This window comes from Chitinophaga ginsengisegetis (genome assembly GCF_900168065.1).
Taxonomy (GTDB): Bacteria; Bacteroidota; Bacteroidia; order Chitinophagales; family Chitinophagaceae; genus Chitinophaga; species Chitinophaga ginsengisegetis.
In genome coordinates this window covers 2315503-2330661 of sequence record NZ_FUZZ01000001.1, presented here as the reverse complement: position 1 = coordinate 2330661, position 15159 = coordinate 2315503, and the positions used below count along the sequence as shown (strand labels likewise).

General features: G+C 44.8%; 16 protein-coding genes. 9 read left to right on the top strand and 7 right to left on the bottom strand.

What is annotated here, in order from left to right; genetic code table 11:
- Positions 1-11: 11 nt before the first annotated feature.
- The 6 genes from B5Z18_RS09330 (at position 12) to B5Z18_RS09305 (ending at position 7181) form a co-directional block, all read left to right on the top strand.
- A complete protein-coding gene (locus B5Z18_RS09330; protein ID WP_079469090.1) occupies positions 12-1922 on the top strand; it encodes a RagB/SusD family nutrient uptake outer membrane protein in 1911 nt (636 codons plus the stop codon).
- Between the two features lie 50 nt (positions 1923-1972).
- Positions 1973-3226, top strand: coding sequence for a DUF4959 domain-containing protein (locus B5Z18_RS09325; RefSeq protein WP_133256242.1), 1254 nt, complete (start codon positions 1973-1975; stop codon positions 3224-3226).
- A 65-nt stretch (positions 3227-3291) separates the two neighbouring features.
- Positions 3292-4521: a DUF4998 domain-containing protein gene (locus tag B5Z18_RS09320; protein ID WP_079469088.1), complete on the top strand. Its 1230-nt coding sequence runs from the start codon at positions 3292-3294 to the stop codon at positions 4519-4521.
- A gap of 137 nt (positions 4522-4658) precedes the next feature.
- On the top strand, positions 4659-5114 hold the full coding sequence (locus B5Z18_RS09315; protein WP_079469087.1) for a hypothetical protein: 456 nt from the start codon (positions 4659-4661) through the stop codon (positions 5112-5114).
- 44 nt (positions 5115-5158) lie between these two features.
- The gene (locus B5Z18_RS09310) at positions 5159-6001 is read left to right on the top strand and encodes a helix-turn-helix domain-containing protein (protein WP_079469086.1); all 843 of its coding nucleotides are present in this window, start codon (positions 5159-5161) and stop codon (positions 5999-6001) included.
- A gap of 91 nt (positions 6002-6092) precedes the next feature.
- The gene (locus B5Z18_RS09305; protein ID WP_079469085.1) at positions 6093-7181 is read left to right on the top strand and encodes a quinone oxidoreductase family protein; all 1089 of its coding nucleotides are present in this window, start codon (positions 6093-6095) and stop codon (positions 7179-7181) included.
- A gap of 56 nt (positions 7182-7237) precedes the next feature.
- On the opposite strand, the gene B5Z18_RS09300 is transcribed toward B5Z18_RS09305, so the two are convergent.
- Positions 7238-7720, bottom strand: a complete 483-nt coding sequence (locus B5Z18_RS09300) for a nuclear transport factor 2 family protein (RefSeq protein ID WP_079469084.1) — start codon at positions 7718-7720, stop codon at positions 7238-7240.
- Positions 7721-7803: 83 nt separating this feature from the next.
- Between B5Z18_RS09300 and B5Z18_RS09295 the strand changes: the two genes are divergently transcribed.
- Complete coding sequence (locus B5Z18_RS09295; RefSeq protein WP_079469083.1) at positions 7804-8172, top strand: winged helix-turn-helix transcriptional regulator; 369 nt, start codon at positions 7804-7806, stop codon at positions 8170-8172.
- Positions 8173-8340: 168 nt separating this feature from the next.
- Here the strand turns inward: B5Z18_RS09295 and B5Z18_RS09290 are convergent, their stop codons facing one another.
- The 6 genes from B5Z18_RS09290 to B5Z18_RS09260 form a co-directional block, all read right to left on the bottom strand.
- Entirely contained in the window at positions 8341-9075 is a 735-nt protein-coding gene (locus B5Z18_RS09290) for a DJ-1/PfpI/YhbO family deglycase/protease (RefSeq protein WP_200817220.1), read from the bottom strand.
- A 115-nt stretch (positions 9076-9190) separates the two neighbouring features.
- The gene (locus B5Z18_RS09285) at positions 9191-10345 is read right to left on the bottom strand and encodes an antibiotic biosynthesis monooxygenase (RefSeq protein WP_143313532.1); all 1155 of its coding nucleotides are present in this window, start codon (positions 10343-10345) and stop codon (positions 9191-9193) included.
- 540 nt (positions 10346-10885) lie between these two features.
- Positions 10886-11221 carry a ubiquitination-like system serine protease family protein gene (locus tag B5Z18_RS09275; protein WP_079469079.1) on the bottom strand — a complete coding sequence of 112 codons (336 nt, stop codon included), beginning with the start codon at positions 11219-11221 and terminating at the stop codon, positions 10886-10888.
- Positions 11222-11225: 4 nt separating this feature from the next.
- Positions 11226-12635, bottom strand: a complete 1410-nt coding sequence (locus tag B5Z18_RS09270) for a HesA/MoeB/ThiF family protein (RefSeq protein ID WP_159454243.1) — start codon at positions 12633-12635, stop codon at positions 11226-11228.
- On the bottom strand, positions 12635-13027 hold the full coding sequence (locus B5Z18_RS09265) for an E2/UBC family protein (RefSeq protein WP_079470020.1): 393 nt from the start codon (positions 13025-13027) through the stop codon (positions 12635-12637). Before B5Z18_RS09265 ends, B5Z18_RS09270 begins: the two co-directional genes overlap by 1 nt.
- Positions 13020-13484, bottom strand: coding sequence for a multiubiquitin domain-containing protein (locus B5Z18_RS09260; RefSeq protein ID WP_079469077.1), 465 nt, complete (start codon positions 13482-13484; stop codon positions 13020-13022). The genes B5Z18_RS09265 and B5Z18_RS09260 overlap by 8 nt, the downstream gene beginning before the upstream one ends.
- Positions 13485-13847: 363 nt before the next feature.
- Here B5Z18_RS09260 and B5Z18_RS09255 point away from each other — a divergent pair, with 363 nt between their 5' ends.
- Together B5Z18_RS09255 and B5Z18_RS09250 are read left to right on the top strand one after the other, a co-directional pair.
- Positions 13848-14207: a helix-turn-helix domain-containing protein gene (locus B5Z18_RS09255; protein ID WP_079469076.1), complete on the top strand. Its 360-nt coding sequence runs from the start codon at positions 13848-13850 to the stop codon at positions 14205-14207.
- Positions 14200-15078: an ImmA/IrrE family metallo-endopeptidase gene (locus B5Z18_RS09250; RefSeq protein ID WP_079469075.1), complete on the top strand. Its 879-nt coding sequence runs from the start codon at positions 14200-14202 to the stop codon at positions 15076-15078. Before B5Z18_RS09255 ends, B5Z18_RS09250 begins: the two co-directional genes overlap by 8 nt.
- Positions 15079-15159: the final 81 nt, after the last annotated feature.

Here is a 15159-nt window from a genome sequence, read left to right as displayed (position 1 = left end):
AATATAAAACAATGAGATTTTTTAAAAGAACATTGTTGGTAGTATTGCCGGTCATCTTATCAGTATCCTGTAAAAAATACTTAGATGTAACACCGGACAATGTGGCTACGCTGAACAGCTCATTTGTGAACGCAAATGAAACGCAGGCTTACCTGTTTGGTTGTTATTCCAACATGCAGGGCCTGGCTGATGTAAGGCGTAACGCGGGTTTCACCAGCTCGGGCGAAGTGATTTTCCCCATTGACCTGCTGGATAAAAACACACTCGGCGGTGCCGGCGGCGACAACGGTTTTAACGTTATGCGCGGTTTGCAGAACAGCCCCAATCCTATATTAAACTACTGGGATGGTTATAACATGGGTTTAAACCTGTGGCAGTCTATCCGCATGTGCAACACCTTCCTCGATAACGTAGATAAGCCGCTGGATCTCCCGGAATACCAGCGCAACAGGTGGGTGGCGGAAGCGAAGTTCCTGAAAGCATACTATCACTACTGGCTCATCCGGATGTACGGCCCCATTCCTATTTCTGATGTGGCCCTGCCAGTGAATACGCCTACAGAAGAAACCAGGTTGAAACAACAATCCGTGGACTCCTGCTTTGGTTATGTAGTGAGCCTGCTGGATCAGGCTATTCCCAACCTGCCGGATGTGATCCAGAATGCCGGCGCAGAAGCGGGCCGTATTACTGCTGTAATTGCAAAAGCCGTGAAGGCGGAAGTGCTGGCTACACAGGCAAGCCCGTTGTTTAACGGCAACCCTGATTATGCATCTATCAAAGGAAAAGAAGGACAGAGTCTTTTCCCTGTGGCATATGATGCCACAAAATGGCAACGTGCCGCCACAGCCTGCAAAGCGGCGATTGATGCTGCAGTAACCACCGGTGCAGCGATCTACCAGTTCAGGGCCAGCGGTGGTATTGTGCATATGTCCGACAGCACCAGGCAACTGGTAACAATACAGGGCGCACTCACCGATCAGTGGAACACCGAACAGATCTGGACCCTTAATCCGCAATTCGGCTGGCAGTATATGGCTTCCCCAAGAGTAACGGCGGATGCGGCTTCAAACGGTTTTGCCGTGTACTCTAATTTCTCGGTTCCAATGGCGCAGTCGGAATTGTTCTATACACAAAACGGCGTGCCTATCAACGAAGACAGAACCTGGGATTACGCCAACCGTTATAAGCTACAGGCCGGCGACGACGCACACCGCTATTATATCCGCAAAGGCTACACTACCGCCCGCGGTAACTTCTACCGCGAAGCACGCTATTATGCCGATGTAGCCTTTGATGGCAGCACCTGGTTTGGCTCCGCCAACACCGACGATAACAACGCCAACTATGTAAACGCCGTAAATGGTTTCGCTGCGTATACCCCTACCCGTTATAACGTTACCGGCTATTGGCCAAAGAAGCTGGTGCCGTGGCAAACTGCGTTCGGACAAACATCCGTGCAAACCAATTACTCCTGGCCCTTCATGCGCTTACCCGCACTGTGGCTGCTGTACGCAGAATGCCTGAATGAAGTAAATGGTCCGGGTGCAGAAGTATACAGCTATATCGATAAGGTAAGGGAAAGAGCCGGCTTGCCGGGGGTAGTCCAGGCATGGTCCAACTTCTCCCGTAATCCCGCCAAATACGGTTCTAAAGAAGGATTAAGAGCGATCATCCACCAGGAAAGAAGAATAGAACTGGCCTTTGAAGGACAGGCAGGATGGGACCTGAGAAGATGGAAAGAATTACAGGCAGTACTCAACGGACCTTTCCAGGGATGGAACATAAGACAACGTACCACGCAGGGGTTCTACCAGGTGACAAACGTTTATCAACCGGTATTCGGACTAAGAGATTACCTGTTTCCTATCCAGGACTACGACATGCTGACCAATCCCAACCTGGTGCAAACACCTTATTGGTGATAACAGCCAGGCAGGACAAAATCATTTCAAACCAGTTTTCAATTTTTTATATGGATGCTATATATAAAATATTCCGCGTGTTGATACCGGTAGTTACATTACTGATGCTCCAGTTTTCCTGTAAGAAAAACGATGGATACAATGATGTAATTTCTGACGATAAAACAAAACCACAGCCGGTTTCCAATATCCAGGTGATCAATAAAAACGGCGGCGCCTATATCACCTATACATTACCGGATTCCAAAAATGTACTCTATGTACAGGCAGAGTACATGATCAATGATACCAAAAGCAGGCAAACCAAATCGTCCTTTTATTCCGATACCATCGCAGTAGGCGGCTTTGCGAAAAGCCAGGATTATACAGTAACGCTGTACACCGTTACCCGCGCGGATGTAAAGTCCGATCCCGTAAAAGTAACCGTGCATCCCGGCACGCCCACTTATCTCCAGGCATTGCCTACCGTGGTAATGCGTGCAGATTTTGGTGGTATCAACATCAGTGTAACCAACACCGCTAAAGATAATATCGGGGTAGTTACCATCACGGAAGATGCGACTACAAAGAAGATGGAAATCAAAAATCAGAACTATACCAACCAGGAAAATATCAACTACAGCATCAGGGGCTATGATACCATCCCCAGGAAATTCGGCATCTACCTGGCAGATGAATTCGGGAATATATCGGATACGGTGTATGCTACTATTAAACCTATCTATGAAACGATCATGGATAAATCAAAGTTCAATGTGTACAAACTCAATTCTGACGACGGCTCCAGCTTTGGATGGGAGCTGCGTTATATGTGGGACAATAATCTCGGCAGACCAGGCTATCACTCTACTTATCCTACCACCGCACCATTGCCCAAATGGGTAACATTCGACATGGGGCAGGTAGCAAAGCTGAGCAGGTTTACCATGTGGGGCAGGGGCCTGGATGATGGCAATTATCTCTGGGGATACGGTAATCCCGATACCTGGGTAATGTGGGGCCGTGCAGATGAGCCGGTAGACGAAATACTGCCGGATACCACCAACCTCCCGGCATTAGGACAGGCAACACCCGGCGGATGGATCAATATGGGCGTTTATCATTTGCCCGCGCAACCATCCGGACTGGTATCACCGGCCTATAACAATGCTGATCTGGCTTTTTGGAACGCAGGCTTTGGATATAACTTTTCGCTGAATCTGCCCAAAGTAAGATACATGCGGTTTGAATGTGTTACTAATGCAGCGCATAGTAATGAATTCTTTCACATCATGGAGCTCAGTATTTGGGGCGATAACAGGTAGCGTATTATTTACCTGATCTCCCTTACCGGTATTGTTTAAAGTTATTTTATTAAAAATATAAAGAGATGAGAAAGTATCATATAGCTGCAAAACTCCTCTTACCACTTTGCGGTTTATTTTTCTTCATAGCCTGTACGCGGAAGGCAACTGACTTCCGGGATTTCCTCGGCAATACGGAGGTGCAGTATCCCGGCACCGTATCGGGTATTACGCTGTTTCCCGGCAACGGCCGCCTGATGATAGGATGGAAGCCCAGCCCGGACCCCAGCATCAGCAAGTACGTATTGTTCTGGAACAACCGGCAGGACTCCATAACCATTAACGCCACCTCGCATAATCCTACCGATACCGTGCGCTGCCTGATCACCGGGTTAAACGAATACGCCTATACGTTTTTTCTGTATTCCTACGATGCGGCCGGCAACCGCTCTATTGTAACGGAAATAGATAATGCACATGTATACGGCAACATTTATAAAAGCACGCTCCACAACCGCCTGCCCGACGCTGCCACGCCTTATAAAGTACGTGACGATGGCTCTGTAACATTGTTCTTTACAACGCCCGATACTATTAATATCAGCACCAGCATCAGGTATACCAACGCCGCAGGTGTGGCTGCCGTAGCAACAATTGCCGGCAACCAGGATTCTGTTAATTTACCCGGCTATAAAGCTGGCCAGGCGGTAACTTATCAGTCGTCCTATATCCCTTCAAAAGGCGCATTGGATACTTTTTATACCAACAGCTACGATACTTTTCCTGATATCTACAAACTGGTGGCCTGTGATAAAAGCTTATTCCAGGAACACGACCTGCCAAATGATATGGGCATCTACCAGTCGGATACCCGCGTCAGCAAATTATGGGATGGCAGCGTAGGGCCGCAGGGCTACCCTAACATCTTCCATAGTGATGATAATGGTTCCAACGATCCATTACCGCGCACCCTTACTTTCGATATGGGCAAATTATACAACCTGGGTCAAATCGAAGAAACAGGCAGGAACTGTTGTAATAATCCTTCCGAATTTGAAGTATGGGGCATTGCGGATATCACCAATGCAGCTACTTCACTGAAGGCCACCGATCCGGGATGGGCCGCTGAAATGAGCAGCAAGGGATGGACGCTGTTAACTACTGCCATCAGGGGCGACGACGGGAATGAAGCGATGAAATTTAACTTCATTCCACAGGCGCCGCCGGCACGTTATATCCGCATCAGGGTGTTGCATACGGTGAATAATTCCAATTCGATAAACATGAGCGAAGTTACCATGTACAGCAAGCAGTAAAGCAGTTGGCTGTCAGCATAAAAAGCAGCAGGCGGAAAGTAATATACTTCTGCCTGCTGCTTTTTAAATGATGATACCCGCATCAATTCAGAAAAATTTCTAATTTCGCTGGCGGCCTAAATGTCCGAAGCCTGAGTATGCAGCATAATAAATGTCCCAATTGCGGCGCCACTGTGTTTTCGCAACCTATCACCGATGATAACCAACCGCAGGTAATTATTCACTGTGAGTATTGCGGCTCACAGTTTAATGTACAGAACCCGTTTTACAGGCCGGAGCCGGTGGTGCATACCACTACCTTTAGCAGTTATTCCACCACCTACACTTACAGTAATATTTCTCCCCGGAAATCCGGTGGATGGAGAAATGCAAAAGACCGGGAGCATAAGGTAGCGCGCTTCCTGGGCTATGCTATTGGTGGTCTTATGGCGCCCTTTGTGCTGGGAATGTGGTTTGTGTCTTTCTCTAAGCCGAAGGATCTGCCGGTAGAAGTAACAGCTATATTAACCGGTTTAATGTTATTCTTTTTCTTTCTTGCCCGCGCCAGTGGAAAGGAATTGAAGAGAAGGAGAATGGAAGGGGAGATAATGTAATAAAAAACTTCCTTTGTTTTTTGTAGTTTTGGGAAAAAGGACTGATGCCGGATTCCCATAACGCCAGTGCCGCCTCTTTTAAAGCAGCCCATTATCAGCTCAATAATAAGCCGGTGGATTTAACACCTGCCCGGAGGGACTTTTATAAAATCTGGCTGATACAACAGGAAGGTTTTCTTACGCTTGAACGGGATACTATTCACATCGGAGAGTCCGCACTTGTTTTCCTGCATCCGCTTGCCAGGTATTCTTTCCGTCCGGTTGTAAGGAAGCGCAGCGGCTACTGGTGCATCTTTACCGGCGAATTTTTGGATGATGCTTCCAGAACCTCACTTGCCCAGGATGCCACTTTGTTTCAAACGGCCGGGCAGGTTTTTTTCCCTGATGAGCAAACACTGGGCATCGTCCGTTTTTATTTTGAACAAATTGTCCGTGAGTACGGCTCAAGCTATCCTTTTCGCTTCAGCAGCGCCAGGAACCTTGTTGAGTTGCTGATACATGAGGGCAGGAAACTGCAGCCTGTTGTTGCGCATAAACAGCAGCAGAATGCTGCCGCAAGGCTTACCACCCGTTTCTTAAACCTGCTGGAGGAGCAATACCCGGTTGCCACCCCGCAGGATTCACTGAAGTTGAAAAAGCCCGGGGATTTTGCCAATGAACTCGCCGTGCATGTTAATCATCTCAATGCAGTGGTGCAACAGGTAACGGGCAGGTCTACGCGGCAAATCATTGCCGCCCGCATGCTGAGCGAAAGCAAGGCACTGCTTTATTATTCTGATTGGTCCGTGGCCGACATTGCCTATAGTCTTGGTTTTGAATATCCCAATCACTTCACCACCTTCTTCCGGAAAAATACAGGTCATCCTCCATTGGCGCTCCGGAAATAAAATTCTTTGTTTTGCGTACTTATTCCTTTGATCGGGGCTAGCCGGGCATATCATCCGTTACGACCTTTGTGCTGTCATAAAACGGATATTTATGGAAAAGCAAATGAAGGCATGGCGCCTGGAAAAGATGGGGGGCAAGCTCGAACTCAGGGAAATACCTGTGCCGGAGGTACGTGCGGGCAGCGTATTGATAAAGGTGGCCGTGTCGGCCCTGGTATCTTACCTGAAAAATTACACAGCGGGCAAGCTGGCAGTGTATAATCCGCCCCCGCAGGAATTTACGATGGGCAGTAACGCCATCGGTTATGTGGAAGCAGTTGGTAAAGATGTATGGCATTTGAAACCCGGCCAGCGTGTAGCGTTATCTTCTCACATCACTGCACGGGATAATGTGAAGAACCCGGTGATGATCCTGTTGGGGATCACCAAAAACGGGGATGCGGCATTACCAGCGCAACTCGACTGGCCCGATGGCACCCTCGCGCAGTATGTACTGGCGCCGGTAGAAAGCATTACTGCATTGGATGGTCTGGATGCCTACAGTGATGCGCAACTGTCTGCCATTACCCGTTTTGTAGTTCCTTACGGCGGGCTGCTCAAAGGTCAGCTTACGGCAGGTGAAACCCTTGTTGTTAATGGCGCCACCGGATCTTTCGGCGCTTCTGCTGTTTTCCTGGGAGTGGCTATGGGCGCTTCCCGGATCATTATTACCGGCCGCAATAAAGCCGCGCTGGAAGCAGTAGCCAGGAAGGCCGGTCCGCGCATTATTCCCGTCACGCTGCAGGGCGATGTCCGGGCAGATGCCAAAGCCATCCGCGAAGCCTGCGACGGAGGCGCGGATATCGCTTTCGATATGGTTGGCAATGCCGGCGATCCTAATTCTACACTGGCGGCCTTATTCAGTTTGGTCCCCGGTGGGCGCCTGGTCATCATGGGTAGTATGGGGGTGGATCTGCCGCTTCCTTATACCTATGTGATGCTCAATAGCTGGTCTGTTATAGGCAACTTCATGTATCCGAAAGATGCCATCCGCAAAATGCTGGAACTGGTGAAAAGCGGTCAGTTACCTATCGATGTAATCGAACCAAAAGTGTTCCCGATGTCAGCACTGGATAAAGCAATGGATGCTGCCGCTGCTGCAGGCAATCTCGAAAATGTAATGATTGATTGTCAATCTTAATCTTACTAACTATGAAATCAATAGGGCAAAAAGAATTGGAACTGATCCATCTGCATTTATAAACTATTGATAAGGTCCATGAAATGCAGTTCCAGTTTGCGGTAACTGATACGCCAGCCGTTGGCGGTGCGCACCAGTTCATCGGTAAAGGCGCCGGCCACATAAAGCGATGGTGCGGATTTTCCTTCGATGGGTTTTCCTTTATGGGTTGCCCAAAGATCGGTTCTGGCAGCGGCTTTGTCGCCATTGATGGTTACTACGGGATTACCCATCAGATGCTGCCAGTTGGAGAATCCACTCATATTGCCTGGAGTGGCGCCATTGCCACGCATAATTTCGGCCATGTTTTCATAAGAAGTGGGTTCGCTGCCTGCCGCACGGTAATCGAGTACTGCATCTGTTGTAAATACATCTCTCCAGGTTTCCAGGATATTCCTGTCATCACCCTGGTGCATATCCTGACCAAAAGAATACCGGGTGATAACATCCTGTATTTCGAAGCGGTCCAGTACGTACTGCACTTTTTGTTCTATGTCCATAATCGGTTTGTTTTGTTGGCAAAAAAACTCAAAAATGACATGCCTTTGGGGCGCACTTTACTTTTGTATACTAACTTCACAGTATGGGACCAATATGCAAAAAAGGATATTCAGCAGGAGACCTCCGCTTTGTACAGGACGCGCTGTACGTGCTCGGTGGCAAATGGAAACTGGAGGTTATCCGTTCCATCGCCCAGGGCAATAGCCGCTTTGGTGAGATCAGGAAAAGTCTGCCAAAAATTACCACCAGGACATTGAGTAGAGAGCTTAAGGAACTGGAGGCCAATCATATTATTGAACGAACAATCCAGGACGATTTTCCACCTGTTGTTAATTATACTTTCACCAGTTACAGCAAAGCGCTGGCGCCGGTGATCGATTACCTGATTAACTGGGCAGCCGCGCACAGGGAAGAGGTTATTCGGGCTGGCTCATTAAGCGCTTCTTCGTGATCAATGCCTGGTTGTAAAACAAGAAAAACCGCGACTGGCGCAGGTTTTTCAAGTGCTGGAATATCAGCGGATCTGAGTTTGTTTTTAATGTTGCCAGGTATAGCTGAAGTTTTCTCCTGCACATCCTGCAATTAAAATAATAGTAAACGGTGGGAGAGAACTAATCAATCATTTTTTGATCAGCCAATCTTCAACAGCCCGTGAAAAATCGGCTACATCGATCGGGTGCCTGCTGGTGATGATATTACCATCAGTAACCACGGGTTCATCGGTTACAGTTCCCCCTGCATTTTTCAGATCAACCTGGATATTCCAGTAACCGGTCAGTTTTTTCCCTTTCAGGACATCCGCAGATGCTAATACAACCGGTGCGTGACAAATGGCTGCGATCAGTTTTCCTGACTTGTTGAAATCCTGAATGAATTTGATCACATCTTTATCATAGCGAAGATTATCTGGGTTCCAGGCGCCACCAGGAATAAACACCGCATCATAATCGCTTACTTTCACCTGATCAGCCGTGTGATCGAATTTGATCCATCCTACAGGTTGCAGATATTGGATAGCCATGATATGTGTTTTTGACATCTCCGGGTAGCTCAGGCCATATCTTGCCGGAGCGGGATTAAATTTAGGTGCCACGATGTCGACCTTTGCACCCAGTTGTTTGAAATACCAGACAGGACCAGTTAATTCGATCTCTTCAAAACCGTCTGCTGCTATCACTGCAATCTTCTTTCCCTGTAATGTTTTTTCGTTGACAGGTGTGAAGAAAAAAGCTTTCAACGCCTCATTACCGGGCGCATTCAGTAGTTGAGATACAGGCATATTGACAATGGCTGCAGAAGTAGTCAATTGATTTACTACCTCCAGCTCATGCGACTTTACTTGTTCGGCTTTCATTTTTGTCTGGGCATTTAAGTTAACTAAAGAAGGTATGCTTAAGAAACCTGTCATCAGGATTTGATAAATTGATTTCATTGCTTGAATGTTTTGATTTTAGTGTAATGGAGTTTAATTATTGGCGGATAACCGGTGCAAACTCAATCAACCTGTGGAGGCCCGTTTCGAAAGGCTGTTGTTTGATGCTTGTATTCAGATAATCGATCACGGGTTGTATCGGCGGAAAATTCAGGTGATACTGAAACGCATCTTCGTTCCTGAATTTTTCATACGTAACGAATTGGGTACTGTCTTCTTCCAGCTGCGAGAGCTGGTAACTGATAACTCCCGGTTCGCTACGGAACTGCGGCATGACAGTGTGATAGACCTCTTTAAAATTATTTTCCGTTCCGGGTTTTGCATCCACAAACAACATAATGGTAAGCGGCTGGTCCTGTTTTTGGGCAACACTGCGCCATTGTTGTTTGGACAATGGTTCAAGATCTTTCACATAGATTATCTTAGCCGGTTGTTTCAGCGCACTACGTGATAAAGATTCGATGGCTTTGAATCTTGAACTTTTATTGGCTTTGTCCAACTCGTTTTTGTTGCTCCATCTTTCAATAACCCACAACACGGTGGTATCTGCCTGCTCGTGGTATGCTTCCGATAAAACGTTCGTTTCTGACTTAAGTGAATGGAATACATAATCGCTTACTGCCTGGCGGAATGCGGCCTGGAATTCCGGTTGTACTTCATAACGGATCAGCCGCGCCACAACGCTATTCAATCGATCCGGTTTTTCTTGTTTCCCGATTTTGAGCAGCAGATCGGAAAGTTCATGGGGCCGCGACAAAAACGGGGAATGACTGGTATTGACAGAATAGATCGTTTTGATACCTGCTCCGGCGATCATACGGTCCTGAAGTCCGGGTGAAATCACCATATCCTGGAGTGTCTTGATGTACACTTTCTCCACCGCACCGAAATTTTCCCTGGTCAGCGTAACCTTGCCGGTAAAGGGAATGGCAGGCTCAGCACGATAGTGGTTAAGTACTTGTTGCTTAGCGGCATCCGAACCATCATTTATAAAAAGATAAGTCAGGCTGTCCCGTTTCACATCGAGTGTTAACTGATCGGCTGAAGGAATTAGCAAAGGTCCCAGTTTGGAATCAGGATCCGAATACGAAAGATCAGTGAGGGCCTGTCCGGATGAAGGCAGAAAAGCTCCGATGTATACCAGCTTCCTGATCTTTGAGGGAATCTTCTCGGCTACATCTGTTATCACCATTCCACCCATGCTCTGTCTTTGCCTTCATATTCTGCAGTAGCTGCTTCCAACAGTGGTAAGAATTCATTAATAAATATATAACGGTAAATAATAAAATATAAAGGTATATAAATCAATATTGCATTGACAATAAGGCTAACCAAATGCAACGCATTTAGCGAATTGAATGCGGAGAAAGGCATAGTAAATAATATGCCTGCGATTGCAATTAGAAAATAATGTAATTGAGTGGAAGTCCAATAATTGGCAATTAATTTCCTACGAGTAGATGTCACTGGCCAAACTGATATCGAGTTGGAATACTCTTTATGTGTATCACGAAAACTCAAATGAATGTAAAGGTAATTAACTGGTAGGTCGAACGTCACAAAGGACTTAATCTTCTTGAATTTTAAATTTCTCATATCTCTTCACATTTTCAGAATTTAAAAGTAAGTACTATGAATATACAATAACGCCTTAAAAATTCAAAAGAATATGTTGCTTAATATTAATAGTTAAAAGGACTGATACATATATCAGTCCTTTTAACTATTAATATTAAGCCCAGATCACCTTGCCATTTCGGAGAAAAAAATGGCTCTTACAGCCATCTGTTTTCCAAACAGATGGAGATAACGTAGCTTTCTGATTTTTAATATTACATTCCCAGTTTGGCTTTTTATGTTTCATTAAGGAAAGCGTCAAGGGCACTTTGCAACCGCATGGGCACTGCATTACTGCCCATTTTGGAAAACCGGGATGGCCTATAATATAAATAGTTTTATCAAAAATCTCGAAGTCTGTTGGGAACCTAGTAACGTGAATCGGTTTATAATCGATTTTCCGAAATAATACCATCAGTTTTCCCCAAATATAAAGAAAAGCCTTTTTCATTACTTCAATTTACCTGATCAAGAAATGGTGTGATATCCCCCCTTCCCCAGTATTCTGCGCTTTTGCAGATCGGGCAATCTGCATTACCGTGAGCAGATGGTGTTCTATCTGTCCCTTGATCGAAAAAGCGTACCAAATGGTGTTGTGGGCCTTGTTTCTTGAAGCCGGTGAGCCTGTTTATTAACTCATTGACGCTCATAGTTGCTACTTCTGAGGTGAATGTGATTACTGCAGGACTAGGGTTGCCCATTCCAATTACGTAAGCTTCTTGTTTCAATCTTTCAAACCCATCAGGGTCAGTTCTTTTCAATTCCTCTTCACGAGCCAGTTGATGATTAACCACGTGTCTGCAAATTAAGCATGCGTTGTGTGGTTGCAATACTGTAAATCTGCCTTGTGCAGCACGTATTCCGATATCGGGTGTTAAGAGAGGGTCTATGGAAATTCCCATATCGAAAACCGGTAAAAGGTAAAAGTAGGCTAACCGGTTCAAAAATATTCTGCCGCTATTGTCATCAGTGCAACTGAAAACAATGTCGCATGATTTTATAGGGTTTCTACAAGCTTCATCCCCAACCCATGATGTGTAATGTCGCACCCGGCATCCCATTCCAATATTTGCAAGGTAAGATGCCAGCACCTGGGACTTAAATGCACCTAGATCGGCGTCAGCGGTTCGAGCTCCGTATAGCCTACTAAGATTACTTCGCTCAACAAGGTCATTATCTATGAGTAGTAGATGTCCAACACCTAATCTTGCAAGCAAATGTGCAGTAGCCGACCCCGTTGCACCGCATCCGATGACCGCAATACGCAGACGAGAGAGATCAGCATTTAATGCCGGACCTAACGCAAGAGCCTGACGACTGAACTCTTCTCGTGTTTGGAAGGTATATTTCCCCTTATAAAAGAACGAAAACCGATCGCCCAAGACGCGAATTAGTTCGATCTCAGAATATTTTAATTGTACGGAGCATGCTCGTGCTGATAAATGTCCGTCAGCTGTTATTAATAGACTTAGATTAGAAATGGAATTTCCGTTTCTCTTATGGATAGACTCAAAAAGAGAACGTTCGTTTATGTCATCTAGATCTGAAAAATTAATGCATCCCTCAGGGTGAGAGTGTACTAGGCAAATGGCAAGTCCCTCGTCTTTTGCCCGTTTCATCGCCTTTCGAAAGCAGGTAGTATCCCACGTTACCTGAATTTCATTATGTTTCAGTATCTCGGTATCAGGAATCTCTATTACCTCTTTTGATAAAAAGCGAACCTCCAGCCCTCCATCCCATGGATCATTTGCATTATTGGATACGCCGCATAATAAGATGGCCGGCCTTTCATTTCGATCCGGATGAAGAATTAGCTTTTTAAGCTCTTTCAGGTGATCTTCTAATAATGTCAGAGTGTATCTCATTATGCAGCATTTAATGCGTTGAATACTCGCTGTAGATAGGACTGTAGTCCGTCTGTGCCCGGACGCCATGCGTCAGGCGGACCATGCCTAGACCAGCGTTGCCAGGTAGCCCCATGGAAAGTAAGTATTTGGTCCGCTTGAGCCGGTAGACTGCCAGTATTAATTAGCCGAAGCGCAGGTATAAAGTAAAACATATCCGGCGCGACATCTGGATAGCCATTAGGTAGCAAGATTAGTAATGAGGCACTGTTAGAGGAGAATTTTCCTTCCGGGTGAATTGAAAAATTATCAATGATGATGCCCTTTTGGACACCATCATTGATTTCACGGTATGTAAACCCTTTACTTTTAAGGAAACTTCTGTCTTTAAGTGGTAAGAATGAGTTATCCATTAGTAGTATTAGGTTTACATGAATAAAAGTTTTCAATTCCAGGCCGAGCCAAGTTCACCCTGACATCATCGCTGATCAATTCATCTTCATAAGGACCTGAGATTGAAAGATAAATCTCGTAGTCCGCCGGTATTTTACCCAACTTACGAAGTTCGGTACCTGTGATATACTGACGATCAGTTTCATAATCCTTACAGTCTAATGTAAACTTCAGCTTTTTCTTAATGTAAAAACCTTCTATGCCTGGTCGTGCAAGATCCACCTGTTCATCATCTGAAATTGGGTCATCTTTCCACGGCGCAGAAATAGTAAGAAAGAGTTCGGTATCTTTGGAAAGACCTGCTTTCTGCTTGATCTCAGCACCAGTTAGGTACTGTTTTTCCGTTGAATAAGGCTTGTCTTCAACATTAAAAGACAGCACCCGGCCGCATGTTTCGGCTTTAGTAAGTGGGTTCATTGAAAAATAGTTTAAAGTAATTTCCCCTGTTTTTCACCGGTTTAATCTTTGGGGAAAGAATGACCGATAGCGGGTGATTCCTGGCATTTTTGCTGGATTCGTGAAAATCACTTTAATTTGTACCAAGAATTTTAAGAGGGCCGTATAGGTGGTAAGCCTTACGGATGAGTCGCCAAACTTTTCCTCTCAGAACTCAACTCTCCCCGCTGGGAAAGTTGAGTTTTTTTATTAATACCAATTACTGAGTTTATTCTGCAGCAAAGATATAAAATTAAATCTATCAAACAAAAAAATTTGATAAAATTTATTTTTAATTAATAAATCTGTTTGCTATATTTAATTTAATGGTGTTAACTTTGCAATATGAAATCATTAGGTATCACCTTGAAAGAGGCACGAGACAGAAATGATCTGACACTGCGACAAGTTGATGAAGCAACTGGCATATCGAGTGCTTATTTGAGTCAGTTAGAAAACGATAAAATTAAAAAGCCTTCAGCTAATGTCCTGTATAAATTAGCTACGCTATACGGTGAGCAGCTTAATAATCTACTGAAGGCTGCTGGGATTATTCAAACTTCGAATATAATTAACGAAGATGAGTCAGAGGAAATGAAATGGGCTAATAGGCTTGCTTATTATGCAAAAGGCCTCACACCAGATGAGCAGGAGGAGATCGTGAACTGGATAAAATTTAAAGTTCAGAATAAAAAGCATGATTGATTTAGTCGCTCAAAATGACATCGAACGCTTATCAAATGATCTCCTTAAACAATCTAAAGCGCTTGATGTCTACCCTACACCAGTTGAAAAGATTGTTCAGTGTGCTGATTTGGTTATCAGCGGTTCTGTCGATCTTGTTCATGTAAACGAATCATTTCTTTCAAAAATTCCTTCTTGGTTACGTAGTATAAAGGAAACTGTTCGTGGTATCCTTGATCGAAAGGAGAGGACAATCTATTTGGATTTGAGCCAAATGCCATCTCGGAAGAACTTTGTTACTCTCCATGAAACCGGACACGACATTCTTCCATGGCAACGAGAAATCATGGCCTATCTTGAAAATGATCAGACACTTGATCCAAGTACGAACGAAGAGTTTGAAGCTCAGGCTAATTATTTTGCTTCCGGAACTCTTTTTCAACAGGATAGGTTTAATGATGCGGTGAAAATGATAGGTACAGGCATCGATGAAGCAAGGGTTATCGGTAAAAAATTTGGCGGCTCAGTTCATGCCACATTACGAAGGATGGTCGAAAAGACTAATAGGAGATTTGCCTTGATCGTTTTGAAGCCCATGCCGAAATCAGTTGTAAAATGTCAATTAAGGGATTTGTTTGTGTCACCAGCATTTGAAAAGGCATTTGGGAAAATTCTTATTCCACATGAATTTACTCGGGATTATAAGTTTGCGGCAGATTATCTAAATGGTCGAAAGATGTTAAAGGATCAAATCTCGACAATACCCACAACTTCCGGATTACATGAATTTCAATACCAATACTTTAATAACAAGTACAATGCTTTTGTATTAATTTTTCCTAAGGGTGAACAACCAAAAACGAACACACAAATTATCATTACCAGAGGTTGATATGGTTGAATAATTCATCTAGGGTTACTCGCAATTAAGTTTAGCATTATTTTGCTAAACTTAATATTTATTTTGTTTATA